Source organism: Streptomyces sp. WG5 (assembly GCF_049974565.1).
GTDB lineage: Bacteria > Actinomycetota > Actinomycetes > Streptomycetales > Streptomycetaceae > Streptomyces.
Window position 1 is genome coordinate 163,706 of the sequence record NZ_JBNGGC010000014.1, and the last position, 25,306, is coordinate 189,011.

The 25,306-nt window shown below is 73.1% G+C and carries 16 protein-coding genes and 1 pseudogene; 12 read left to right on the forward strand and 5 right to left on the reverse strand.

The annotated features are described in order from the left end of the window. Nucleotides 1–6: 6 nt before the first annotated feature. Genes ACP4IX_RS17395 through ACP4IX_RS17410 form a run of 4 tightly spaced genes read left to right on the forward strand, consistent with a single transcriptional unit; the run spans nucleotide 7 to nucleotide 3,962 of the window. Nucleotides 7–1,494, forward strand: coding sequence for an AMP-binding protein (locus ACP4IX_RS17395; protein ID WP_426556028.1), 1,488 nt, complete (start codon nucleotides 7–9; stop codon nucleotides 1,492–1,494). Then, nucleotides 1,491–2,426 carry a macrolide 2'-phosphotransferase gene (locus ACP4IX_RS17400; protein WP_426556029.1) on the forward strand — a complete coding sequence of 312 codons (936 nt, stop codon included), beginning with the start codon at nucleotides 1,491–1,493 and terminating at the stop codon, nucleotides 2,424–2,426. The genes ACP4IX_RS17395 and ACP4IX_RS17400 overlap by 4 nt, the downstream gene beginning before the upstream one ends. After that, nucleotides 2,423–3,217 (forward strand): alpha/beta fold hydrolase, encoded by a 795-nt coding sequence (locus tag ACP4IX_RS17405; RefSeq protein WP_426522744.1) that lies wholly within the window; start codon nucleotides 2,423–2,425, stop codon nucleotides 3,215–3,217. The genes ACP4IX_RS17400 and ACP4IX_RS17405 overlap by 4 nt, the downstream gene beginning before the upstream one ends. Continuing rightward, on the forward strand, nucleotides 3,207–3,962 hold the full coding sequence (locus tag ACP4IX_RS17410) for a nucleoside 2-deoxyribosyltransferase domain-containing protein (protein ID WP_426556030.1): 756 nt from the start codon (nucleotides 3,207–3,209) through the stop codon (nucleotides 3,960–3,962). Before ACP4IX_RS17405 ends, ACP4IX_RS17410 begins: the two co-directional genes overlap by 11 nt. On the opposite strand, the gene ACP4IX_RS17415 is transcribed toward ACP4IX_RS17410, so the two are convergent. Together ACP4IX_RS17415 and ACP4IX_RS17420 are read right to left on the reverse strand one after the other, a co-directional pair. After that, nucleotides 3,938–4,513 carry a GNAT family N-acetyltransferase gene (locus ACP4IX_RS17415; RefSeq protein WP_426556031.1) on the reverse strand — a complete coding sequence of 192 codons (576 nt, stop codon included), beginning with the start codon at nucleotides 4,511–4,513 and terminating at the stop codon, nucleotides 3,938–3,940. The genes ACP4IX_RS17410 and ACP4IX_RS17415 overlap by 25 nt on opposite strands. A 529-nt stretch (nucleotides 4,514–5,042) precedes the next feature. Then, nucleotides 5,043–6,941: a CASTOR/POLLUX-related putative ion channel gene (locus ACP4IX_RS17420; RefSeq protein WP_426556032.1), complete on the reverse strand. Its 1,899-nt coding sequence runs from the start codon at nucleotides 6,939–6,941 to the stop codon at nucleotides 5,043–5,045. Between the two features lie 297 nt (nucleotides 6,942–7,238). Between ACP4IX_RS17420 and ACP4IX_RS17425 the strand changes: the two genes are divergently transcribed. Continuing rightward, nucleotides 7,239–9,239, forward strand: coding sequence for a flavin monoamine oxidase family protein (locus ACP4IX_RS17425; protein ID WP_426522748.1), 2,001 nt, complete (start codon nucleotides 7,239–7,241; stop codon nucleotides 9,237–9,239). Nucleotides 9,240–9,342: 103 nt separating this feature from the next. On the opposite strand, the gene ACP4IX_RS17430 is transcribed toward ACP4IX_RS17425, so the two are convergent. Together ACP4IX_RS17430 and ACP4IX_RS17435 are read right to left on the reverse strand one after the other, a co-directional pair. After that, entirely contained in the window at nucleotides 9,343–11,064 is a 1,722-nt protein-coding gene (locus ACP4IX_RS17430; protein ID WP_426522749.1) for a carbohydrate-binding module family 20 domain-containing protein, read from the reverse strand. Between the two features lie 546 nt (nucleotides 11,065–11,610). Further along, complete coding sequence (locus ACP4IX_RS17435) at nucleotides 11,611–13,080, reverse strand: aldehyde dehydrogenase family protein (protein WP_426556033.1); 1,470 nt, start codon at nucleotides 13,078–13,080, stop codon at nucleotides 11,611–11,613. A 424-nt stretch (nucleotides 13,081–13,504) separates the two neighbouring features. Here ACP4IX_RS17435 and ACP4IX_RS17440 point away from each other — a divergent pair, with 424 nt between their 5' ends. After that, entirely contained in the window at nucleotides 13,505–15,208 is a 1,704-nt protein-coding gene (locus ACP4IX_RS17440; protein ID WP_426522751.1) for an IclR family transcriptional regulator domain-containing protein, read from the forward strand. 352 nt (nucleotides 15,209–15,560) lie between these two features. Next, entirely contained in the window at nucleotides 15,561–17,348 is a 1,788-nt protein-coding gene (locus tag ACP4IX_RS17445; protein WP_426556034.1) for an ATP-binding SpoIIE family protein phosphatase, read from the forward strand. Nucleotides 17,349–17,382: 34 nt separating this feature from the next. Here the strand turns inward: ACP4IX_RS17445 and ACP4IX_RS17450 are convergent, their stop codons facing one another. Next, nucleotides 17,383–19,305 (reverse strand): ABC transporter ATP-binding protein, encoded by a 1,923-nt coding sequence (locus tag ACP4IX_RS17450; RefSeq protein WP_426556046.1) that lies wholly within the window; start codon nucleotides 19,303–19,305, stop codon nucleotides 17,383–17,385. A gap of 219 nt (nucleotides 19,306–19,524) precedes the next feature. On the opposite strand from ACP4IX_RS17450, the gene ACP4IX_RS17455 reads away from it, so the two are divergent. From ACP4IX_RS17455 to ACP4IX_RS17475, 5 genes and pseudogenes are all read left to right on the forward strand, one after another. Beyond that, on the forward strand, nucleotides 19,525–20,424 hold the full coding sequence (locus ACP4IX_RS17455) for a lysylphosphatidylglycerol synthase transmembrane domain-containing protein (RefSeq protein ID WP_426556047.1): 900 nt from the start codon (nucleotides 19,525–19,527) through the stop codon (nucleotides 20,422–20,424). 233 nt (nucleotides 20,425–20,657) lie between these two features. After that, a complete protein-coding gene (locus ACP4IX_RS17460) occupies nucleotides 20,658–21,719 on the forward strand; it encodes a mechanosensitive ion channel family protein (protein WP_426522770.1) in 1,062 nt (353 codons plus the stop codon). A 153-nt stretch (nucleotides 21,720–21,872) separates the two neighbouring features. Continuing rightward, nucleotides 21,873–24,092: an NADP-dependent isocitrate dehydrogenase gene (locus ACP4IX_RS17465; RefSeq protein WP_426556035.1), complete on the forward strand. Its 2,220-nt coding sequence runs from the start codon at nucleotides 21,873–21,875 to the stop codon at nucleotides 24,090–24,092. Nucleotides 24,093–24,189: 97 nt separating this feature from the next. Continuing rightward, on the forward strand, nucleotides 24,190–24,987 hold the full coding sequence (locus tag ACP4IX_RS17470) for an N-formylglutamate amidohydrolase (RefSeq protein ID WP_426556036.1): 798 nt from the start codon (nucleotides 24,190–24,192) through the stop codon (nucleotides 24,985–24,987). A 143-nt stretch (nucleotides 24,988–25,130) separates the two neighbouring features. Beyond that, a pseudogene (locus tag ACP4IX_RS17475) lies at nucleotides 25,131–25,306 on the forward strand (cytochrome P450); the annotation flags it as partial.

Sequence of the window (25,306 nt, forward strand, 5' to 3'; positions counted from 1 at the left end):
GCTTCTTTGCTTAAACCGTTTTTCGACACGGCGCGCGACGATCCGGACCGTCCGGCCGTCATCGACAACGGTCTCGTTCTCACCTACGGCCGCTTCGCCGCCCTGGTGCTGACGGTGGCCGCCGCCGTGGAGCCGCGCACGGCCGGGCCCCAGCCGCCCGTGGGCGTCGTCGTGCACCACTCGGCCCGTGACGTGGCGGCGATCCTCGGCGTGCTGGCGGCGGGACGCGCGTACGTGCCGCTGGAGGTCCACCACCCCGAGGCCAGGCTGGAGGACGTCCTTCGGCGGGTGGGCTGCCGGGAGGCGGTGGTGACCGCGGAGACCGGCTGGCAGCCCGCCGTCGAGAAGGCGATCCGGCCCCGCTGGACGCTCTTCCCCACGGCGCCCCCCGCCCGGCCGCGGCCGGGCCCGCGGCCGGAGGACCCGGCGTACGTGCTGTTCACCTCGGGGTCCACCGGCGAGCCGAAGGGCGTGGTGGTCCCCCACCGGGCGCCCGCGGCCGTGGTGCCGTCGCTGCGCGGCCTGTACGGCGTCGGCGAGGGCGAGTTCGTGCTGCACTTCCACGGCGCGGGCGGCGACACGAGCCTGGAGGAGATCCTCCCTGCCCTGACGGGGGGCGCCACCCTGGTCATCGACGACGGGGCGCGGGAGGGCTTCGCGCGAGTGGCGGAGGAGCAGCAGCTCTCGGTCGCGGTGCTGCCCACCGGGTTCTGGGACAGCCTGACGGCCGATCTGCTGCACCAGGGCGCCCGGCTGCCCGCGTCCCTGCGCACCGTGGTGATCGGCGGCGAGGCGGTGCGCGCCGACATGCTGGAGCGCTGGCTCCGGCTCGGCGGCACCGAGCACGTCCGACTGCTCAACACCTACGGCTCCACGGAGACCGCGCTGGTCACGCACGCGGTGCAGCTCGCCGGGCCGGGTGCCCCCGCGCTGCCGGAGTCCGGCGGGGACCTGCCCATCGGGCTCCCCTTGCCGCACGTGGGCCAGCGGATCGACGAGACGGGCGAGTTGTACGTCTCCGGACCCGGCCTGGCACTCGGCTACCACGACAACCCGCAGGCGACGGCCGACCGGTTCACCGAACGCGGCGGCGTCCGCTGGTACCGCACGGGCGACCTGGTCGGCGAGGCGGCCGGCGGTGTCCTGGTGTTCCGGGGGCGCTCCGACCACCAGGTCAAGATCCGCGGTTTCCGGGTGGATCTGCTCGACGTCGAAGCGCTGGTCGGACGGTGCGAGGGAGTGTCGTCGGTCGCGGCCGCCAGGGTGGACCGGGCCGGGCACTCCTCGCTGGCCGCGTTCTTCGTACCGCTGCCGGACGTCGAGCCGGACGCGGTCGCCGCGGGCATCCGCGACCGGCTGACCCGGACGGCGCCGCCGCACCTGGTGCCGAGCCTGATCGTGCCGGTGGACGCGCTGGAGCAGACCCATACCGGCAAGGTGGACCGGAACGCGACCCGCGACCGCCACCTGGGCACCGTCGGGGCCGCCCGATGAGCGCCGCCGCCATGAGCCCGGGCGCGGACGCCCGGGCACTGGCCGCGTACGCCTCGGACAGGCTCGGGGTGGCGCTGGTACCGGAGTCCGCGCACGGCGACGACAGCGGCTGGGACTTCCGCGTCACCCACATCCGCGCCGCGGACGGCACGCCCTGGATCCTGCGGCAGCCGCGGCGGCCCGAGGTCTCCGGCCGGCTGGCCGTCGAGGGCGCCGTGCTCGGCGCCGTGCGCGACCGGGTCCCGGTGCCGGTGCCCGACTGGCGGCTGCACACACCGGACCTGGTCGCCTACCCGCGCCTGTCCGGCGTGGCTGCGGGAAGCGAGGACCCTGCCACCCTCGTCTACGGCTGGTCGATGGACCCGCTGGCCCGCCCGGACCGCTACCTGGAGCCGCTGGCCCGCTGCCTGGTCGCCGTGCATTCCACGCCCTTGGACGGCACCTGGAAGCTGCCGGGACGGCACCCGTACGGCCCCGAGGCCATCCGCTCGGAGGTCGCGGACAAACTGGCGCGCGCACGGGCCGAACTGGAGCTGCCCGCCGCCGGGGTGCGGCGCTGGCAGGAGTGGCTGGACGACGACCGTCTGTGGCCCGACCGCCTGGTGCTCGTCCACGGGGACGTGCACCCGGGCCACACCCTGGTGGAGCGCCGCCCGTCCGGCCCTCCGATGCTCTCGGCCCTGCTGGACTGGGCGAACGCGGGCATCGGTGATCCTGCGGTGGACTTCGTCGACATGCTCTACGCCGGTGGCACGGTCCTCCTGGACCGGCTCCTGGACGCCTACCGGGCGGCGGGCGGCGATGTACCCGCCGGCCTGCGGTCGCACATCCTGATCCGGGCGTCCTTCCTCTGGGTCCACGTGGCGCTGCGCGGCCTGGACACCGGCCGCCCGGCGTGGACGGAGACCGCGCTGCGGAGGATGGCCCGGTGAGCGGCGCGACGGCGTACACGGTCCACGGCTCCGGGCGGCCGGTGGTACTGGTCGCCGGTGCGGGAGGCGCGGGCCGGATCTGGGAGCACCACCAGGTGCCCGCGCTCACCGCGGCGGGCCACCAGGTGATCACCTTCGACCACGGCACCACCGGCTCCTGCGCCGATGAAGTGGCCGCCGAGGTACGGCGGCTCCTCACCGCCCTGGGGCTGCCGCCCTGCCCGCTGGTCGGACACTCCCTGGGGGCCCTGGCGGTACAGGAACTGCTCCTCACCGATCCGCACCTGGCGAGCGGCGCGGTGCTGGCCGCCACGCGGGGGCGGCCCGATCCGGTCGGCGACGCGCTGGCCCGCGCCGAGGCCGCGCGCGCCGAGACGGGCGGCCGGCTGCCGCCGGAGTACGAGGCGTTCGTACGGATGGTGCAGAACCTCTCCCCCAGGACGCTGGCGGACGAGGACGCGGTCGCACCATGGCTGGACCTGTTCGAGATCGCCGTGCTCACCGGTGCCTCCGCCGCCGCGCACCGCCCGCGCCCGCCCGTCCCCGACCGGCTGGCCGCGTACACGCGGATCACCACGCCCCTGCTGGTGGTGGGCTTCGCCGACGACGTGCTGAATCCCGCCCACCTGAGCCGTGAGGTGGCCGCGGTGATCCCCGGCGCCCGCTACACGGAGCTGGCGGACACCGGCCACCTCGGTTTCCTGGAACGGCCCGACGCCTTCAACACCGTCCTGCTGGACTTCCTCGCCGCCCTCCCCACGACCGACCCCGGAGCGTCCCGTGTCCACTGAGTTCCCCGCTGAAGCCCCCGCCCCGGTCGAGGTGGTGCACGTCGGCCACGAGCAGCCCGAGTCCTGGAACGCGGCCGTGTACCTGTGCGGGCCCACGCCCACCGACCCCGGGGAGCCTTCCTGGCGCCCCTCCGCGGTCGCCGCCCTGCGTGCCGCCTGGGGCGGCCCGGGGCGGCTGGTGGTCTTCCTGCCGGAACCCGCCGCGGGCGGGTCCTACCCGCCGTACGCGGACCAAGTCGCCTGGGAGGAGGAGGCGATGCGCCGCTCGGACGTCGTCCTGTTCTGGATCCCCCGGGTGATGAACCGGCTCCCCGGTCTGGTCTCCAACATCAAGTGGGGGGTGTGGTACGACTCCGGCCGGGCGGTGCTCGGCGCGCCGCCGGAGGCCGAGCGCATGGCGTACCTCCTGCACTTCGCCGAGACGTTCGGGGTGCCGGTGGAGCGCACCCTTCCGGGGGCCGCGGCAGCGGCCGTGCGCGCGGTGGGCCGCGGCTCGCGCCGCACCGGCGGCGAGCGGGCCGTCCCGCTCGTGGTGTGGCGGTCCGAGAGCTTCCGGAGGTGGTACGCCACCCGCCGGGCGGCGGGCTGTCGGCTGCTCGACGCACGCGTGGAGTGGTACGAGCGGGCCGCGGCCCCGGACGGAGGCCCGGCCTGGCTGCTGACCGTCACGGTCGCGCCGGGCGACGGGGGCACTCCGTCCGTGTGCCGCCTGCTGTCCGCTCAGGGGCAGGGCATGCTCATGTAGAGCGCCTGCTCGCCCTCGGAGGGGGTACCGGCGTAGAGGGCGGTGTCCAGCCCGCAGAAGGTGAAGCCCATCCGCCGGTACGCGTGGATCGCGGGCGCGTTGATGTTGGTGACCTCCAGCCAGAGGTGCCCCGCACCCCGCTCACGGGCGAACTCCACCGCGAGCCCCATCAGTGCCCGCCCGACCCCCCGCCCCCGGTGCTCCGGAGCGATCTCGATGTCCTCGACGGTCAGCCGGCGGTTCCACTCGGAGTACGAGACGGCGACGAACCCGGCCAGGTCACCGGCGGCCCCGTGGGCGACGAAGGTACGGGAGTCGCCGTCGTCGCCGTCGTCGCCGTCGTCGCCGTCGTCGTCGTCGGACTCGTCCTCGGGGAACACCTTGGTCAGGGGCGGGTCCACCGCGATCTCCCGCAGGGCGAACCCGTCGTCGGCGACGGTCACCTGGAAGACCGTGCCGGTGGTGAAGGAGCCGTCCAGGGCCTCGATGGCCTCGGCGTCCCCGGGGACGGCGGTGCGGTACTGGTAGGCGGTGTTGTCAACAGTGGTCACGGTACGACGCTAGGGCCCCCGGACCACGACGGGACGGCTTTCGGCCGACCACGCCGGCGCACCCTCGGACCCGGCCCTCGCTCGCAGGGGTATGCCGGGTCGTCGGCGGTGCCGTGCGGGGACGCCGTACGCGTTCCGCCCCGCCACGACCGCGGCGGCGGTCACCGGGCCAGCAAGCCGGACCGCTCCCGCGCCCGATGCCGGCCACTTGCCGACCTGAGCGGCCCGGTGACGTCCCTGGCCTGCGGTGCGCCAGGTGGTCGAGCGTGCCTTCGCCTCGCTTCACGCCCCCGGTCAGCCGCCACCGGGGCGGACCGGAAGCAGGCCGGAACTGATCGACCGCCGCCGCCAAGTGGCCGCGGAGTTCCGGACGTCGGACCTCCCGCCCGCGAAGGCGGCGTGCGTCACCCGACGGCCTGGCGGACGTCGGCCCGCCGCCTTCGGCGCACGGCAGGGCGGCGAGTTCGAGGGGCGCGGAACGTGCCGCCGGGGTCGTCCACGCCGGGGAACGGCCCGGTCAGCGTGCCCATCAGTCCCTGCCGATGACGACCACTTCGTCCTCGGCCGTCCAGCGGCGCCGCTCGTCCTTGGGCGGATTGACCCGCATGCCGTAGCCGGGGCTCGTCGACGCATCGGCGTGGCTCCGGTATCCGATGGCGCATTCGCCACGGCGACGTGCCGCGGCCACGACCGTGGCGAAGGACGTCTCGCTCCCCGGCAGCACGTAGTCAGTGGCCGGCCGCAGGCGAACCCCGGCGCCGTCGGCGGAGAACAGCTCCTCGAACACCGCCGCCAGGTGCCGGTTCTGGGAGATCTGTGCCAGGAGCAGGCCGATGAGCTTGCCGCTGATGATCACGTCGGCTCCGGGGCTGATGGGGGCCAGCGCCCGGTTCCGGTCGTCGACGAGTTCGGTGACGACCGGCAGTTCGCGCCCGGTGGCTTCCTCCAGTTGGCGCAGGAGCAGGAGGGTGACGAGCGTGCGGTTGTCGGGGTCGTCCGACGGCTGTCCGGGAACGGGGTCCCGGCCGAGCACGATCACGCTGTCGTAGGAGTACACGTCCAGGCGCCGCAGGGTCTCGGGCCGGGTGACGTCCCCGTGGTGCAGTGTCAGGCTCAGGTCGGTACCGCTGTCCGCGTCGGCCTCGTTCACCTGCCGGAGTGTCGCTTCGCCCTGGTCCGCCACCACGTCGATGACCGACCCGGGCCGGGCTCGGCGGCGCAGCTGGTCGACTATGAGCGGCGCTCGGCGGTTCCAGCCCAGCAGGAGGACCCGCTCCGCTCGCGCGGGCGTCGAAGGACCGGATGCCATCGCCGGTTCCTCGGCCAGCTCCGCGCAGTCGTCCAGCCACGTCGTGTCGTCGTCGCGGGAGATGACGACGAGCAGGTCGCCCGGGGTGATGGGCGTGTCCGGCGGTGGGTTGAGCAGCGGGGCGTCTCCTCGCACGATCCCGACCACGCTCGACGTCCGGTAGGACAGCAGCGCCTCGCCGAACGGGCGGCCGGTCAGCGCGGGTTCGGTGACCAGGTAGAACTCGTCGCCGGCGAAGTCGAGGAGTTCCTGGTGGACGAGGGAGAGCCCGGGGCGGCGGGCGGCCTGGACGATCAGCCGGGCGGTGATGGTGTCGCTCTCCAGGACGACGCCGCCCGGTCCGGCGGCGAGACAGGCGGCCAGGCGGTACCGGTCGTCCCGGACGGCGGCGACGACGGGCGGACGGTTCTTCTCCCCGGCCAGAGCCGCCCTGAGCGCCAGCAGTGTCTTGACCACCTCGGCGTCGGCGTCGGGCTCGTCGTGGGGCAGGACCAGCACGACACCGGCCGTGGCGGGGCTGGTCAGCGGGAGCACGGCCGGGTCGGTGACGGGGCCGCTGCGGCAGATCAGCCGCGTACGGCCGACGGGGCCCACCTTGGTGCCCAGGGCCTCCTCCATGAGGGTCTTGTCCCGGTCGGCCAGCACCGCCACCGCGGCGTGCCGCTGGTTGGCGTTGGCGGCCACCAGCTCGCTCACCACCGTGAAGACCTGCTCCGACCATCCCAGGACGACGGCGTGCCCCTGTTCCAGCACGGTGGAACGGCCCCGTCGCAACGCGTTGAGCCGCTCCGTGAGCGCCGTCGTGATCAGGCCGACGAGCGCCGAGACGTACAGCAGAGTGACCAGTGCGAGCAGCACCGACATCACCACCCGCGGCGGCGCGCCCGTCTCACCGCCCAGCCGGAGTGTCTCCCCGGTGAGGTGCCAGACCTGAGCCAGCCGGTCCGCCGGGGACGCCGGCGCGTCGGGGTCGGTCCACACCAGCACCGCGCTGACCGGGACGACGACGGCCAGGCACAGCAGCGCCATCCAGCCGACGAGGACGGACGCACCGCGGGCCAGCGTGCTGTCGAACCAGTAACGGGCTCTGTCACCGAACGGAGTGCGCCGCTGCGCCACTCTTCCCCCTCCCCCTCCCATGCCTCGCACTCCCGCACAGGCCGCGTCGGCGCCGGGTACGGTGATGCGCCGCGCGGGCCCGCCGCAGAGCACGGACGTGGCTACGCATGTCGCAGTGTGGGGGATTGATCACCGCGGCAGAGGGGGTTGGCGCGGTGTTCATCCCTTCGGGTTCCCCGAGCCGTTCGTCTCGGCAGGCCTGCTCTGGCGTCAGGGTCTGCCGCCGCTTCCCCCGTTCGGGTCAACGCCGGAGCGAAGGGCGGGCGTCCGGCCACGGCCACCGGTACAAAGGCCGCCATGACTGAAGATCACGCGCCGGCGCGTGCAGATGACGGTTTTTCCCGGAGGAGCTTCGCGGCGGCGGCAGCGGTCGGCACCGCCACGGTGGCCACGGCGCTGACCAGCGGTGTCGCCACGGCTCTGCCCGCACCGGCCGCCCCGGACGACAAGCGTGAGACCGACTCCGGCCGGAGCCTCGCCGTCGCTCGCGCCTTGCTCGTACTGGACTCCGACGACCGCCCCCTCGTACCGCGTTACCAGAGCGTCCTCCAGAAGGGACTGCCGGCTCAGCGACGGACACGGCCCAAGAACGTCCTGGTCATCGGCGCCGGCCCGGCCGGTCTTGTGGCCGCCTGGCTGCTGAAGAAGGCGGGCCACCGGGTGACGGTGCTGGAGGCCAACGGCAACCGCGCGGGCGGACGCATCAAGACCTTCCGCAGCGGTGGCCACGAGCGCGCCGAGCAGCCCTTCGCCGATCCCCGCCAGTACGCCGAGGCGGGTGCGATGCGCATCCCGGGCAGCCATCCCCTGGTGATGGAGCTGATCGACCAGTTCGACCTCAAGAAGCGGCGGTTCCACTACGTCGACGTCGACGGCGAGGGACGTCCCGCCAACCGCACCTGGATCCACGTCAACGGCATCCGCGTCCGGCGCGCCGACTACGCCCGCGCGCCCCGGCGCGTGAACCGGTCGTTCGGCGTTCCCAAGGCCCATTGGGACACCCCCGCCGCCACCATCCTGCGCTCCGTGCTGGACCCGGTGCGCGACGAGTTCAGTCACGTCGGCCCGGACGGCAAGCGGGTCGACAAGCCGCTCCCGGAGCGGCTGAAGGGCTGGGCCCGCGTGGTGGAGCGGTTCGGTGACTGGTCGATGTTCCGCTTCCTCACCGAGCACGCCGACCTCGACGAGCGGACCGTCGACCTGATCGGCACCCTGGAGAACCTCACCTCACGCCTCCCCCTGTCCTTCATCCACAGCTTCATCGGCTCCTCCCTCATCAGCCCGGACACGCCGTTCTACGAGTTGGAGGGCGGCACGGCCGTACTGCCGGACGCGCTGCTGGAACGCGTGCGCAAGGAGGTGCGGTTCGACCGCCGGGTCACGCGCATCCAGTACCACCACCCCGACCGTCCTTCGCCGGACGCCGAGAACGTCCGGAGCAAGGGCCCGCACGTGTGGGTGGACACCGTGTCGGAGGGCCGCGACGGCCCCGTCGTGCGCGAGCAGTTCACCGCGGACGTCGCCGTGGTCACGGTGCCGTTCTCCGGACTGCGCCACGTACAGATCGACCCGCCCCTGTCGTACCGCAAGCGCCGGGCGGTCTGCGAACTGCACTACGACTGCGCGACCAAGGTGCTGCTGGAGTTCAGCCGCCGCTGGTGGGAGTTCGACGAGGCCGACTGGAAGCGCGAGTTGGGCGCCGTCGATCCGGGTCTGTACGACGCCTACCGCACCGGCCGGGCCGCCGCGGACGGCAGCCTGCTCGGGGCGCATCCCTCCGTGCCCGACGGGCACATCACGGCGGGTCAGCGCACCCACTACGCCGCCAACCGCGCCGTCGCGCGGGATCAGCCGGAGGCGGCCGACGTCATTGGGGGCGGCTCGGTGTCGGACAACGCCAACCGCTTCATGTTCAACCCTTCCCACCCGGTCGAGGGCAGCGCGGGGGGTGTGGTCCTGGCCTCCTACAGCTGGGCGGACGACGCGCTGCGCTGGGACTCCCTGGACGACGAGGCGCGGTACCCGCACGCCCTGTGCGGCCTCCAGCAGGTCTACGGCCAGCGCATCGAGGTCTTCTACACCGGCGCGGGCCGCACGCAGAGCTGGCTGCGCGACCCCTACGCCTACGGGGAGGCGTCCGTGCTCCTGCCCGGGCAGCACACGGAGTTGCTGCCCGCCATTCCCGTGGCCGAGGGGCCGTTGCACTTCGCCGGGGACCACACGTCCGTCAAACCGGCCTGGATCGAGGGCGCCGTGGAGTCCGCCGTGCGTACCGCCCTGGAGATCCACACCGCTTGAGCCGCTCGGCCCGGTGAGCGCCGGGCGGCCCGGGTGACCGGTTCGGCCGGCGTGGCCGTCCCCGCGGAAGGGCGCGGGGACGGCCACCGGCGTGACGGCGGGGTCAGCCGCGCCAGGTGTCGTTGAGAGTGATCTTGGTGGACGTGGTGGTGGCGGTGCGGTTGGCGCCGCTCTCCCAGGTCACGTTCCCTGCCTGGTCCTTGCGGATGTACTTGTACTCGAAGGACGTACCCGCGGGGACGTCGACGTCCAGTTTCCACACCGGGTAGGCGGCCGGGTCGAGCTTGAGGGCGCTGCCCGGGTTCCAGTTGCCGAGTTCCGGCCTGCTGCCGGTCACGTAGATGTCCTGGCCCCAGCTGGTGGTGGCGTTGACGGCGAAGGACACCCCGGAGGTCACCGGGTCGGGGCCGGGTGCGGTGCCACCGTCGCAGTTCCGGGCGTTGACGTGCAGGGCGAGGGCGGTGTGGGCACCGAGGGTGGCGGTGAGCCGGCCGGACCCGTCGACGGTGACGGCCTTGCCGGACTGGACGTCGCAGTAGTCACCGGCGGGCAGCGACGTCTGGAACGTACGGGTCAGCGGGGAGCCCTCGTGGTTGATGGCGACGTACGCCTTGGAGCCGCGTCCGAAGGCGATCCGGTCGCCGCCGTTGTCCCACCAGTCGGTCACCGCCTGGCCGCGGGCGGTGTTGCGGAAGCCGACCATGGAGGAGATCTCGCGCCAGGCGTGCTGGCACTTCCAGCCGTCGCTGTAGCAGGCGTTCACCTGGCCGCCGCTCGGCGGGCCCGCGTCGCGGTCGGTGAACTCGTAGCCGGAGTGGACGTCGGGGTTGCCGTACGGCCAGGCCAGCATGAAGACGTTGGCCAGGGTGTAGGTGGCGCCGTCCTTGTAGCTGAGGGTCTCGCCGTTGCGCTCGGTGTCGTGGTTGGCGACGAAGACGTTGGACTTGTCGGAGGGCATGTAGCCCCAGCCCTCGCCGAAGTTCTTCAGGTAGGCGAGGTTCTCTTCGTTGAAGACGCGCTTGAGGTCGCGTCCGTAGCGGAACTCCTGGACGTCGCCGCTGCCCAGGTACTCCGTCGGGGAGACCGCCTCGCCGGCGCCGTAGATGGCCTCGTGCTTCCAGTACACGTTCGGGTCGCCGAGCCGGGACTTGATGTCGGCCAGGTCCCCGGCGGGCATGTGTTTGGCCGCGTCGATCCGGAAGCCGTCGACGCCCAGGGACAGCAGGTCGTTGAGGTAGCCGGCGATCTTGCCCCGTACGTAGTCCTCGCCGGTGTCCAGGTCCGCGAGGCCGACCAGTTCGCACGCCTGGACGTTGAAGCGGTTGCGGTAGTCGTTGATCTCCGAGGTGCAGTCGTCCATGTCGGGCGCCGAGTAGACGCCCGGGTAGTTGTACTTGGTGTATGGCGAGCCGCCGGTGCCGGTGCCGTTCCCGGCCGACATGTGGTTGATGACGGAGTCGGCGATGACCTTCACACCCGCCGCGTGACACGTGTCGACCATGCTCTTGAACTGCCCGCGGTCGCCGAGGCGGCCCGCGATCCTGTAGCTCACCGGCTGGTAGGAGGTCCACCACTGTCCGCCCTGGATGTGCTCCTGCGGCGGGGAGACCTGGACGAAGCCGTACCCGGCCGGGCCGAGGGTGTCGGTGCAGGCCTCGGCGACCGAGCTGAACTTCCACTCGAACATCACCGCGGTGACGTCCTTGTCGCCGGGCGGGGAAGCCTGCGCCGGTGCCGCGGTGGCGAGGAGGCTGCCGGCCACACCGGCGGTGAGTACGAGTGCTGCGGCGGTGGTTCTGCGCGCTCTGCTGGTGCTCCTGTGCATGGAGTCTCCCGTGTGAGGTTGCGGGCGAGTGTCCCGGGGGCCGGCCGACGGGTGTCCGGGGAGTCGGCACACCTTTGCACGTCATTGCTGAAAGATGACTGCAAGGTGTTGCGGTCGTGACCGTAAGGGCACGGCTCCGTGCCGGTCAACACCTCGGACGAGTCCGGTCCAGCACATGACGCGACGTCAGCCAACGTGCCGACCAGGTGTGTTGCGCGACACCGATTGAAGGAAGGTGAAGCGCGACCCCTTTACGGCACCGTCATACGCGGGTAACTTCTCGCTTCCGTCACAGCTTTCTGCAATTTTCCGTTCGTTCTTTCAGTGCCGGAGCGCTCGCACCGGCCGCGGCCACGCCGTCGCCTTCTTCGGAGAGAGCATGAAACGCACCCGCACGCGGCTGCTCGGACGTCCGTTGGCCGCCGCATCGGCCGCCGGCGGCCTCCTGAGGCCGGTGTCCTTCGTACCGGCCGCGCCGTCGCCGAGGACCGCCCCTCCGCCGCGCGCCCGGCCGGCCGGTGAATCCGCCGGCCGGGCGCTCGTTCGTCAGATCGGGAAGTGCGCGTGGCCCCTGGCCTGCGCGGTGACCCAGCGGGTGTCGGTGAATGCCTCGGCGCCGGCCTGGCCGCCGAAGCGGCCGTAGCCGGAGCCCTTCACGCCGCCGAAGGGAGCCTGGGGTTCGTCCGCGATGGACTGGTCGTTGACGTGGACGATGCCGGTGCGCAGTCGGCCGGCGACCTCCAGGCCCTCGGCCAGGTTCTCGGTGATGACGCCCGCGGTGAGCCCGTACGGGGTGTCGTTGGCGAGCGCCACGGCCTCGTCGGCGCTGTCGACGACGTGGACGACGGTCGCCGGGCCGAAGATCTCGTCGTAGTAGATCTTCATCTCCTTGGTGACCCCGGTGAGGACGGCCGGGCGGATCAGGGTGCCCGGTTCCTCGATCTCGCCGGTGCCCGCAGCCAGTTCCGCGCCCTGGGAGACCGCGTCCGCGAGGAGCGACGCGACCCGGCGGGCGGCGGCCTCGTTCACGACCGGGCCGACCGCCGTGCCCGGGTCGCCCGGGTCCCCGCAGGGCAGTGCCCGGACGCGGGCGGCGAACCTGGCGGTGAACTCGTCGGCGACCGAGCGGTGGACGATGACCCGGTCCACGCACATGCAGATCTGGCCCGCGTTCATGAAGGATCCGAAGACCGCGGCGTCCACCGCGTAGTCGACGTCCGCGTCCTCCAGCACCAGCAGGGCGTTCTTGCCGCCGAGTTCGAGGACGGCGGGCTTGAGGTGCTGGGCGGCCTGGACGCCTATGGTGCGGCCGACCTCCGTGGAGCCGGTGAAGTTGACCATCCGCACCCGGGGGTCGGCGATCAGCGCGGTGACCACCTCGGCCGCGTCGGCGCGGTCGTTGGTGACGACGTTGAGCACCCCCGCGGGCAGTCCGGCCTCGTGCAGGACGTCCGAGATCAGCAGGCCGCAGGCGATCGGCGCGTCCTCGCTGGGCTTCATCACCACGGTGTTGCCCATCGCGATCGGCATCGCCACCGCGCGGACACCGAGGATGACCGGCGCGTTCCACGGCGAGATGGCGGCGATCACCCCCTTGGGCACCCGCACCTGCGCGGAGTGGACGCCGTCGGCGTCGGTGGCGAGGATCTGGCCGGTCGGGCGGCTGACCTCGGCCGCCGCCTCCAGCAGGATGTCGGCGGCCAGGCGGGCGTTGAAGCCCGCCCAGGGGGCGACGCCGCCGACCTCCGCGGCCATCAGCCGTACGACCTCGTCGGTGCGCTCGGCCATCAGCTGCGCGGCGCGCAGGAAGATCCGGCGGCGTTCGGCCGGCTTGGTCGCCGCCCATGCCTCGAACGCGGCGTCGGCGGCGTCCACGGCACGGCGTACGTCGTCCGGTGTGCCCGCGGCGACCTCCGCGCAGGCGGCTCCGGTCCAGGGGTTGGTGTCGGTCGCGGTGCGGCCGGAGGAGGCGGGGACTTCCTGGCCGTTGATGATCAGTCCTCGGGAGAGGGACACGCGGTGCTCCTGTAGAGAGGGGACGTGCGGGCTCGTGCCTCGGCGGGCGCGGGTGAGGGGGCGACGGCCCGGCGGGGCGCAGGCCGCGGTGGGCGGAGCCGACCAGCGCCGGGGCGGCCACGGGCGCGATCACGCAGTTCCAGAAGCGCGCCCGGGGCCGTGACGACCGCGCCCCCACCGGTGCCGGTGGCCGTCGGGAGCAGCGTCCCCGGGGCGGGTCTGGTCATCACCGGCGCCACCGTGACGAACACCGACACTGGACCACCATTTTTTCGCTGAGTGAACTTACTTTCATTGAACGAGTGTGCCGAGTGTGCGCGATCGCCGAGACGCCTGTCAATGGCCGGTAGCGTTCTCCCGAAGACGGGTACGGCCTGCTGTGCCGGGAAGCCGACACAGCAGCCGCCACACAGGAGGGAGTGCCATGGCGCCGGGCGTTTCGAGGGCGGCACCGACGGCGTCGGCGCCGGTGACCCCTGCGCCGGCCGATCCCCCGGCGGAAGCCGCCGGCCCGCTGGAGCGCGGACTGGCCGTGCTGCGGCTCGTGGCCGACTCCGCTCGCTCCGTGCGTCCGGGTGACCTCGCCCGCGCGACCGGCCTGGCGCGTTCGACCGTCGACCGGATCACCGCGACCCTGACCCACCTCGACTATCTGCGCGCCGTGGGACGCGACCTCGTGCCCGCCCCGCGCCTGATGGAGTTCGGCAACGCCTACCTGCACGCGAGCGGCATGTCCCGGGCGCTGAGGCCGAGCCTGGAGCGGCTGGCCCGCGCCCTCGACGAGTCGGTCTCGGCGATCGTCCTCGACGGCTGCGACGCACGCATCGTCGGCAAGGCCGTCCCGCCCGGCCGGATGATCCCCCTGGGTTTCCGGGTCGGCGACCTGCTGCCCGCCGAGCGCTGCGCGGCCGGTGCCGTACTCGCCACCGGCTGGCGGCCCGACACCTACGACGCCTGGCGGGCCCGCCGTGCCGCCGATCCCCTCGACGAGACCTTCCCGGCCGTGCCCGCGCGCCGCGCCGCTGTGCCCTCCGAGCGGACGGAGGCGGACTTCGCCGCCCGGACCGCGACGGCCGACGCGGACGGCTGGGCGCTGGACGACCAGCTGGTCGCCCCGGGCCTGGCAGCACTGGCGGTCCCGGTACGCGACCCCGGCGGCCGGCCCGTCTGCGCGATCAGCGTGCTGGCGCACACCAGCCGCCGCAGCGGCGACGAACTGCGCGCGCACGCACTGGCCACGATGACGGAGGAGGCCGTGCACATCGCGGACGCGTTGTACGGCACCTCGGCGGCAGCCGCCGCGCCGCCCGCCGCCCCCGCCTACGCCGACGCCAAGCCGGAACTGGGGCCGTCCTTCCTCCAGGCACTGGCCAGGGGCCTCGCCGTCCTGACCGTGCTCGGCCGGCAGCGCGGCGGACTCACCCTCGCCGAGGCCGCCGGGGCCGCCGGGCTCTCGTATCCCAGCACCCGGCGCAATCTCCTGACGCTCCGACAGCTCGGTTACGTGGAACAGCGCGACCGCCGCTTCCTGCCGTCCCCACGCGTCCTGGAGCTCGGTTACGCACGGCTGTCCACCCTCACCCTCGCCGACATCGCCCAGCCCCACCTGACCGAACTGGCCGGGCGGGTACGGGAGTCGGCCTCACTGGCGGTCCTCGACGGCATCGAGGTCCACTACGTGGCCCGGGCCGCCGCGCAGCAGATCACCAGCGCCCGGATCATGCCCGGCACGCGGCTGCCCGCGTACGCCACCTCCATGGGCCGGGTCCTGCTCGCGGACCTGCCCGAGGCGGACCGGCGGGAGCGCGTCAACGCCTCACGTCCCCGGGCCCTGACCCCGCACACGCTCACCTCGCCCCCTGCGCTCGGCGCAGCCCTGGACCGGGTCGCCCGTGAGGGACACTCCCTGGTCGAGCAGGAGTTGGAGGCGGGGCTGCGCTCGCTGGCCGTACCGGTCCGGGACCGGGGCGGGCGGACCGTGGGAGCCGTGAACATCGCCCTGCACGCCGGCCCCGAGCCGCCCGAGCACACGAGGGACACCCTCCTCCCCGCACTGCGCGCCTGCGCCGCCCGGATCGAGGCGGACCTGGCCGTCGCCTTCACCGACAGTCCCGTACAGGCCGGCTGACCAACTCGGTGCCGCCGAGGAACTCGCACCGACGGGCGGCGCTGACCGGGCTGGAGCACCGCGGGCGGACGTACGCACTGTCCGGGCCGGCACGGACCACACCCAGGCAGCAGGCCCGAGCGGTCGGGGCGGCCCCGGCGCACGAGGTGACCGTCGCGGAGGTCAGCCGGGAAGAGGCGCACCGGCGGATGGCCCGCTTCATGGGAGACCGGGCCGCGCACGCGGTGCTCGCGAGCCGAAGCGATCCCGGCGGCGGCCTCGGCCGGTGGCCGCACCGGCCGAGGCACCGCCGTCGCCGGTCGCCCCGCGGCAGGGCAGAATCGGGGCAGGAGGCCGTGGGAGGAGGCGACGCGTGCGGGAACGACCGTGGCTGCGCGGGGTCCGACGGCGTCCCCAGCCGCTCGTCGGCGGCCACCGGGCCCTCAAGGCCGCCCTGCGGCCGGTGACCGAAGCGGTGCGCGCCCGGCGTCGGCTGGCGTGGCTGAACGAGGCCGGCATGCGTATCGGGACCACGCTGGACCTGCGGTACACGGCCGAGGAACTGGCCGGGTTCATGGTGCCCGAGCTGGCCGACGGGTGCGCGGTGGACCTGCTGGAGTCGGTGCTCCGGTTCCAGGAGGGCGACCACGTCGAGGGGGTGGCGGGCACCCCCGAGCTCCGGGCCATGGCGGTCTCGGAGATCCCGGGGCTGGATCTCGCGCCGGACCCGGTGGGCGAGGTGGCGGTGTACACCGCCGACCGGCTGGTGCGCACGTGCCTGACCACCCGCAAGCCGGTCCTGGTCACCCGTATGGAGCCGTCCGACTTCCACGCCGTGGCACCCACTCCCGAGGCGGCCGATCTCCTGCGGCGCGCGGGTGTGCACTCCTACCTGGCGGTCCCGCTGATCGCCCGCGGGGTGCTGCTGGGCCTGGCCGACTTCGTCCGGGCCGGCAGCCGGACGCCGTTCACGCGGGCCGACGTGGCGCTGGTGAGGGAGCTGGCGTCCAGGGCCGCCGTGCACATCGACAACGCCCGGCTCTACGGGCGGGAGCGCGAGCACGTGGTCACGCTGCAGCGGGCCCTGCTCCCCCGGTCCCACCCGAGTACACCCGGTCTCGACGTGTCCGCGTGCTACGACCCGGCCGGCGATCCGGCCGCCGTGGGTGGCGACTGGTTCGACGTCGTCGCGCTGCCCAGCGGCCGTACCGCGCTGATGGTGGGCGACGTGATGGGGCGCGGCCTGGCCGCCGCCGCGACCATGGGCCGGCTGCGCACGGTGGCCCGGACCCTGATGGCCCTCGACATCGCGCCCGAGCGGCTGCTGGCCCGGCTGGACCTGGCCGCCCGCGACCTGGAGGAGGACCAGGTCGCCACCTGCCTGTGCGCGGTCTACGACCCGTGCGGCAGCACCTTCCGCATCGCCAGCGCCGGCCACCCGCCGCCGCTGCTGACCGCTCCCGACGGCACCGCCTCGTTCCTGGACGTGCCCGCCGGGGCTCCGCTGGGTGCCGGGGTGATCCCGTACGACCCGGTCGACTGCCCCGTACCCGGGCGGGGCCGGCTGACGCTGTACACGGACGGCTTGATCAGATCGCGCACCGCCGACCTCGCCACCCAGATGGACCGGCTGCGGGAGGCGGTCGGCGACGGGGTTCCCGAGGACGGGGCGGTGTGCCGGGCGGTCACCGAGCGGGTCGGCGGTGACCGGTCCGACGACGCGATCGTCCTGGTCGCCGGGGCTCGCCCGCTCGGTCCGGAGGAGGATGTGTACGTACGGACGCTGCCGCCGGACGGCAAGGCCGCCGGACAGGCCCGTACCGCGGTGCGCGAGCAGCTGGTGAAGTGGGGCCTGGCCGACCTGGTCGACTCGACGGAACTGGTCGTCAGCGAACTGGTCGGCAACGCCCTGCGGTACGGGAACGCCCCCGGTGAGCTGCGGCTGCTGCGGCACGAGCGGAGACTGTCGGTGGAGGTGTCCGACTCCGGGCCGGATCTGCCGCAGATCCAGCACGCGGACGTGAGCGACGAGAGCGGGCGCGGCCTCCAGCTGATCAACATGATGTGCCGGAGCTGGGGGTCGTGCCGCACGCCCGACGGCAAGGTCGTCTGGGCCGAGCAGGACCTGCCCGTGCGGGGCGGACCGGCCGGCCCCCGGTAGCGCCCGCGCCGATCCGGCCCCGCGCCGCCGGTGCCTACGCCGCCTGCTCCGCCCGGTCCCCCTGCTCCGCGTCCTCCCCCTGCTCCACCGGCTTCCCCGGCGTCGGCCGCCCGAACTGGGTGCGGTGCAGTTGGGCGTAGCGGCCGCCCGCCGCCAGGAGTTCGTCGTGGGTGCCGCGTTCCACGATGCGGCCCGCCTCGACGACCAGGATCTGGTCGGCCGACCGGATCGTGGACAGCCGGTGCGCGATCACCACGGCCGTCCTGCCCTCCAGGGCCTCGGTGAGGGCCTCCTGGACGGCCGCCTCGGAGGTGTTGTCGAGGTGGGCGGTGGCCTCGTCGAGGATGACGACGCGCTGGCGGGCCAGCAGCAGCCGGGCGATGGTCATGCGCTGGCGCTCACCACCGGAGAGCCGGTAGCCGCGCTCGCCGACCACGGTGTCCAGGCCGTCGGGCAGGGAGCGTACGAGGTCGGTCAGGCGGGCGCGGCGCAGCGCGTCCCACAGCTCGGTGTCGGTGGCGCCGGGCCGGGCCAGCAGCAGGTTGGCGCGGACCGTGTCGTGGAAGAGGTGGCCGTCCTGGGTGACCATGCCGACGGTGTCCCTCAGTGACCGGGCGCCCAGGTCGCGCACGTCGACGCCGCCGACACGGACGGTGCCGCTGTCGGCGTCGTACAGGCGCGGCAGCAGCTGGGCGATGGTCGACTTGCCGGCGCCGGAGGAGCCGACGAGCGCGACAGTCTGGCCCGGTTCGGCGCGGAAGGAGAGGCCGTGCAGGACCTCGTCGCCGCCCCGGGTGTCCAGGGAGGCGACCTCTTCGAGGGAGGCCAGGGAGACCTTGTCGGCGGACGGGTAGCCGAACCGGACGTCGTCGAACTCGACGGCGACCGGGCCGTCGGGGACCGGGCGGGCGTCGGGCTTCTCGTCGATGAGCGGGGTCAGGTCCAGCACCTCGAAGACCCGCTCGAAGCTGACCAGGGCGCTCATGACCTCCACGCGGGCCCCGGCGAGCGCGGTGAGCGGCGCGTAGAGGCGGGTCAGGAGCAGTGCCAGCGCCACGACGGCGCCCGGGTCCAGGGTGCCGCGGAGGGCGAAGAAGCCGCCGAGGCCGTAGACGAAGGCCAGGGCGAGGGCGGAGACCAGGGTGAGCGCGGTGATGAACACCGCCTGGGCGGTGGCGGTGCGCACACCGATGTCGGCGACGCGGCGGGCGCGGTCGGCGAACTCCGCGGACTCGTCCTCGGGGCGGCCGAACAGCTTGATCAGCGTGGCGCCGGGGGCCGAGAAGCGCTCGGTCATGCGGGTGCCCATGGCGGCGTTCAGGGTGGCGGCCTCGCGCTGCATGACGGCCATGCGGCGGCCCATGCTCCGGGCGGGGAGCACGAACACCGGGAGCAGCACCAGCGCGAGCAGGGTGATCTGCCAGGACAGGGTGAGCATGACGGCGAGGGTGAGCAGCAGCGTGACCAGGTTGCTGACCACACCGGACAGGGTGTTGCTGAAGGCCCGTTGGGCGCCGATGACGTCGTTGTTGAGACGGGAGACCAGCGCTCCCGTACGCGTACGGGTGAAGAACGCGACCGGCATGCGCTGTACGTGATCGAACACAGCCGTGCGCAGATCGAGGATGAGTCCCTCCCCGAGGCCGGCCGAGAGCCTGCGGGAGAGGATGCCGAGCACCGCCTCCGCCACCGCGATGAGCGCGATCAGCAGGGCGAGACGTACGACCGTGCCCTCGTCGTCGCCCGACACGATCGCGTTCACGACGTTGCCGGCCAGGACGGGTGTGGCGACGGCGAGCAGCGCCGTCGCCATCCCGAGCAGGACGAACCGGGTGATGCGGCGGCGGTGCGGGCGGGCGAACGCGCCGATGCGGCGCAGCGTCGCGCGGGCGAGGGGGCGGCGCTCCTGCTCGGCGTTCATGACGCTGTGCAGCTGGGTCCAGGCTGTGATCTCCATGCTCATGCGAGCGACGGTAGAACCTCAAGCAACCTTGAGGTCAAGGACGGGCCGCCTGCCGTCCGTAAGCCCTCGTCCGCGCGTCGGTCACCCGTAGTTGGTGCCCTGCGGGGAATCTCTTGCGATGTGACAGCGGCAGAACTCCCCGAGCAGACCGTCTCCACCCGCGTCGCCGTCCGCCGGAACGGCCGTGCCCGCCTGGTCCGGCGGATCCTCTGCGTGCTTCCGCTGCTGCTGGTCACCGTGGTCGCGGTGCGGCACCGGTCCGTGCTCGCCGAGGGTTTCGGCCATCTCGCCACGGCCAGGTGGCCCTGGCTGCTCGCAGCGGCCTGCGCGACCTGCCTGACCTGGGTCGCCGCGGCCTGCACCCGGCAGGGCGCCGTGGTGGAGCGGCTGCCCCGGCGGCGGCTGCTCGCCACCCAGTTCGCGGCGGGCGCGGCCAACCACCTGCTGCCGACGGGGCTGGGCGCGAGCGCGGTCAACCTGCGGTTCATGGCGGTGTGCGGGCTGCCGCTCGCCCGCTCCTCGGCCGCCCTCGCCCTGTACCTGCTGGCGGAGAGCGTCGGCCGCATCGCCCTGCTGGGCGCCCTGCTGATCGCGTTCCCCGGCGCGCTTCGGCTCGGCACACTGCTGCCCGAGGGGGCCGCGGGCCCCCTCCTGGCCGCCGCGGGCGCGGTGCCGGTGGTGGCGGCGGGCGTGCTCGCGCTGGCGCCACGGCTGCGCGGGGCGCTGGCCGCCTTCCTGCGGACGGCGCTCGGCGAGGCCCGCTCGGTGCACACCCGCCCGGCCCGGGCGCTGGCACTGTGGGGCGGCGCTCTCGCGTTTCCCGCGCTTCAGGCGGGTGCGCTGGTCCTGGTGGGGCAGGCGCTGGCGTTGCCGGTGCCTGCCGGGCACATGGCGGTGGCGTATCTGGCGGCGACGGTCGCGGTCGCGCTGGTGCCCACGCCGGGCGGTATCGGTTCGGTCGAGGCGGCGCTGGTCGTGGCGCTGGTGGCGGCGGGCGGCCCGGCGGCCGTGGCCACGGCGGTGGTGCTCGCGTTCCGGCTCATGACGGTGTGGCTGCCGCTGCTGCCGGGGGCGCTGACGCTGGCGGCGTTGGTGAGGATGAGGGTGATCTGAGGCCGAAACGCCTCATACCGCTCTCCGGGGCGGTACCGGCCGGCGCTCGGCATGCGGCAGGATGAACGGTCGCGCCGGTCGAACTGCCTTGCGGACCGGCGTGATCGCGCATCCCGACATCCAGCAAGGTATCGAGCAGGTGACGACGTGACGAAACTGCACATCCGGCCGTCGGCGACGGCTTTCGCCGCAGCCGTACCCCCTGAAGGTGACCGGTGACGGACGACCCGACCATGGATCATCTGGTGCCCGCCGGCATCGCGCTGGCGGCGGGCCTCTTGGGAGCGTTCCTGCTGCGCGTGCTGCTGCGCTGGCTGGCAGGCCACGCCGGGCGCACCCGCTGGAGCGGCGACGACGTCCTCGTGGCCGCGCTGCGCACCGTGGCACCGTGGGCCGCGGTCGCGGGCGGCGTGGCGGGGGCGGCGGCCGCGCTGCCCCTGACGCGGACGGTGCAGCACGGCGTCAACCAGGTACTGACGATGCTGCTGATCTTCGTGGTGACGGTGTCGGCCACCCGGGTGGTCGCCGGCCTGGTGCGTACGGTGACGCTGTCCCGTTCCGGGGTCGCCGGGTCGGCGACGATCTTCGTCAACATCACCCGCATCCTGGTGCTGTCCATCGGCTTCCTGGTGATGCTGCAGTCGGTGGGCGTCTCCATCGCGCCGCTGCTCACCGCCCTGGGCGTCGGTGGTCTGGCGGTGGCACTGGCCCTGCAGGACACGCTGGCCAACCTCTTCGCGGGCGTCCACATCCTTGCCTCGAAGACCGTGCAGCCGGGTGACTACATCCAGCTCAGCAGCGGCGAGGAGGGCTACGTCGAGGACATCAACTGGCGGCAGACCACCGTCCGTGAGCTGTCCAACAACCTGGTCGTGATCCCGAACGGCCAGCTCGCGAAGTCGAACATGACCAACTTCATGCGGCCCGAGCAGCAGCTGACCATCCTGGTCCAGGTCGGTGTCTCCTACGACAGTGACCTGGAGCACGTGGAGCGGGTGACGACCGAGGTGGTGGCCGAGGTGATGACCGAGATCACCGGGGCGGTGCCGGACCACGAGCCGGCGGTGCGTTTCCACACGTTCGGCGACTCACGGATCGGTTTCACGGTGATCCTGGGCGTCGGCGAGTTCAGCGACCAGTACCGGATCAAGCACGAGTTCATCAAACGCCTGCACAAGCGCTACCGCGAGGAGGGCATCCGCATTCCGGCGCCTGCCCGGACGGTCGCGCTCCAGCAGGGCACCGTGGTGTTCCCGCAGCAGCGGTCGGGCGAGGACGTCGCCCCGTTCGCCTGATCATCCACTGATTCGCCCACCTGTTCACTCGCTGGTGCGGCAGGGGCCCCGCGGCCGGTTGTCCGGAATCTCCGCACGGCCCCTGTCGAGCCCGGGGCGATCACGAGATATCTTGATGTCGAGCAATGTTGCAGACGTGGAGCGGAGCACCCGGTGACTGACTCGACCATCATCTATACACACACTGACGAGGCCCCGGCCCTGGCGACGTATTCGTTCCTGCCGGTGATCCGGGCATACGCCTCGCAGGCGGGTGTCGCCGTGGAGACCCGCGACATCTCGCTGGCCGGCCGCATCATCGCCCTGTTCCCGGAGTACCTGACCGAGGACCAGCGCATCCCGGACGCCCTCGCGGAACTCGGCGAGCTGGCCAAGACCCCCGCCGCCAACATCATCAAGCTGCCGAACATCTCGGCGTCCATCCCGCAGCTCAAGGCCGCGATCGCCGAGCTGCAGGGCCAGGGCTACGCGCTGCCGGCCTACCCGGACGACCCGAAGACCGACGAGGAGCGCGACATCCGCGCCCGGTACGACAAGGTCAAGGGCTCCGCGGTCAACCCGGTCCTGCGCGAGGGCAACTCCGACCGCCGCGCCCCGGCCTCGGTGAAGAACTACGCCAGGAACCACCCGCACCGCATGGGCGCCTGGACCGGCGAGTCCAAGACCAACGTCGCGACCATGGGCGAGAACGACTTCCGCTCCACCGAGAAGTCCACGGTGATCACCGAGGACGGCACGCTGCGGATCGAGCTGGTCGGCGACGACGGCACCACCACGGTGCTGCGCGAGTCGGTCCCCGTGAAGAAGGACGAGGTCGTCGACGCCTCCGTGCTGCGCGTCGCCGCGCTGCGCGAGTTCCTGACGGCCCAGGTCGCCCGCGCCAAGTCCGAGGGCATCCTGTACTCCGTGCACCTGAAGGCCACGATGATGAAGGTCTCCGATCCGATCATCTTCGGCCACGTGGTCCGCGCCTTCTTCCCGAAGACCTTCGCGCAGTACGGCGAGGCGCTCGCCAAGGCCGGCCTCACCCCGAACGACGGCCTGGGCGGCATCTACAAGGGCCTGGAGTCCCTGCCCGAGGGCGCCGAGATCAAGGCCTCCTTCGACGCCGAGCTCGCCGAGGGCCCTCAGCTGGCGATGGTCGACTCCGACAAGGGCATCAGCAACCTGCACGTGCCCTCCGACGTCATCATCGACGCCTCCATGCCGGCCATGATCCGCACCTCCGGCCACATGTGGGGCCCGGACGGCCAGGAGCACGACGCCCTCGCCGTCATCCCGGACTCCTCCTACGCCGGCGTGTACCAGGCCGTCATCGAGGACTGCCGCGCCAACGGCGCCTACGACCCCTCCACCATGGGCTCGGTGCCGAACGTCGGCCTCATGGCGCAGAAGGCCGAGGAGTACGGCAGCCACGACAAGACCTTCGAGATCCCGAACACGGGCACGGTCCGCCTGATCGACCAGAACGGCACCGCCGTCCTGGAGCAGACGGTCTCCGCCGGTGACATCTTCCGCGCCTGCCAGACCAAGGACGCCCCGATCCGCGACTGGGTGAAGCTGGCCGTCACCCGCGCCCGCGCCACCGGCGACCCGGCCGTCTTCTGGCTGGACGAGGGCCGCGCCCACGACGCCAACCTGATCGCCAAGGTCGAGGCGTACCTGCCGGAGCACGACACCGAGGGCCTGGACATCCGGATCCTCAACCCGGTGGAGGCGACCAAGCTGTCCGTGGAGCGCATCCGCCGCGGCGAGAACACCATCTCCGTCACCGGCAACGTGCTGCGCGACTACCTGACCGACCTGTTCCCGATCCTGGAGCTGGGCACCAGCGCCAAGATGCTGTCGGTCGTGCCGCTGATGGCGGGCGGCGGCCTCTTCGAGACCGGCGCCGGCGGCTCCGCGCCCAAGCACGTGCAGCAGCTGGTCAAGGAGAACTACCTGCGCTGGGACTCCCTCGGCGAGTTCTTCGCCCTGGTGCCGTCCCTGGAGCAGTACGCCGAGGTCACCGGCAACACCCGCGCCAAGGTCCTCGCCGACGCCCTCGACCGCGCCACGGCGACCTTCCTGAACGAGGACAAGTCCCCGACCCGGCGCGTCGGCGGCATCGACAACCGCGGCAGCCACTTCTTCCTGTCCCTGTACTGGGCGCAGGAGCTGGCCGGGCAGACCGACGACGCGGACCTGGCAAAGGCCTTCGCCCCGCTCGCCGAGAAGCTGTCCGCCGACGAGCAGAAGATCGTCGACGAGCTGAACGCCGTCCAGGGCAAGCCGGCCGAGATCGGCGGCTACTACCAGCCCGACCCGGCCAAGGCCGCCGAGGTCATGCGCCCGTCGGCCACGTGGAACGAGGCGCTGGCGTCCCTCGCCTGATCCTCACCCGGCCCCGGGTCACGCGGCACCCCGTCTCCGTCCTCACGGAGGCGGGGTGCCCGTCTGTCTCGTCACCACGCCCTCACGGAGCAACCTCATGACCGACGCACCCGCGTCCTTCCGGATCGTCCCCGGCGCCCCCGCGTCGCCCGTCATCCTCCACGTGCCGCACTCCGCACGGGAGATACCCGCCGACGTCCGCCCCGGCATCGCCCTGGACGACGCGGCGCTGGAACGGGAGCTGGACCACATCACCGACTCGCACACGGCCCGGATCGCCGAGGCGGCGGCCGGGCTGGCCGGTCTCACGCCCTGGCGGTTCGTCAACCGGATGTCGCGACTGGTCGTCGACCCGGAGCGGTTCCCGGACGAGCGGGAGGAGATGACGGCCGTCGGAATGGGCGCCGTGTACACGCGGACGTCGCACCGCGAGGTCCTGCGGCCCGACGACACCGACCCGGAACCGCTCGTCGAGCGGTACTTCCGGCCGTACGCGCGCGCGATGACCGAGGCGGTCGCCGGCCGGCTCGCGGCCACCGGACGGGCCGTGATCATCGACGTGCACTCCTATCCCACCGAGCCGCTCCCCTACGAGCTGCACGGCGAGGGACCGCGCCCGCCGGTCTGCCTGGGCACCGACGGGTTCCACACGCCGTCCGAGCTGCTCGCCGCCGCCCGGGAGGCGTTCGCCCCGTGCGGGGAGACGGGGCTCGACAGCCCGTTCAGCGGGGCGTACGTGCCGCTGGACTTCTACGGGAAGCGGCAGGAGGTCGGCGCGCTGATGGTGGAGATCCGCCGGGACACCTACATGACCGAGCCGGGCGGCCCCGCCGGACCCGGACTGTCCCGCCTCGCGGCATCGCTGGCGGCGCTCGTCGACGCCGTATCGGGCTGACCACCGGACCGCCCACCGGCTGGTGCACTTCCGCACGGCAGCCGCCCGCGGGCGCGGCGAGGGTGGGTGCATGGGCGCAGGAGACCACCGCGCCGACCGGCCGGGTCCCGCCTCCGGTACGGGCTGGCCCGCCCTCCACCTTCGGCGACGGCCACCACTCCTGCACACGGGCGCCGTCCTCGCCCGGATGCGGACCGAGCTGCTCGTGGACCCCCTGCTGGAGCGGCTGCCGGGGCTGCGGCTCGCGGTCCCCGCCGGCCGGGTGGCCCGGCGCCGCACGACGATGATCCGCGGGCCGCGCACTCTTCCCTGCGCCTGG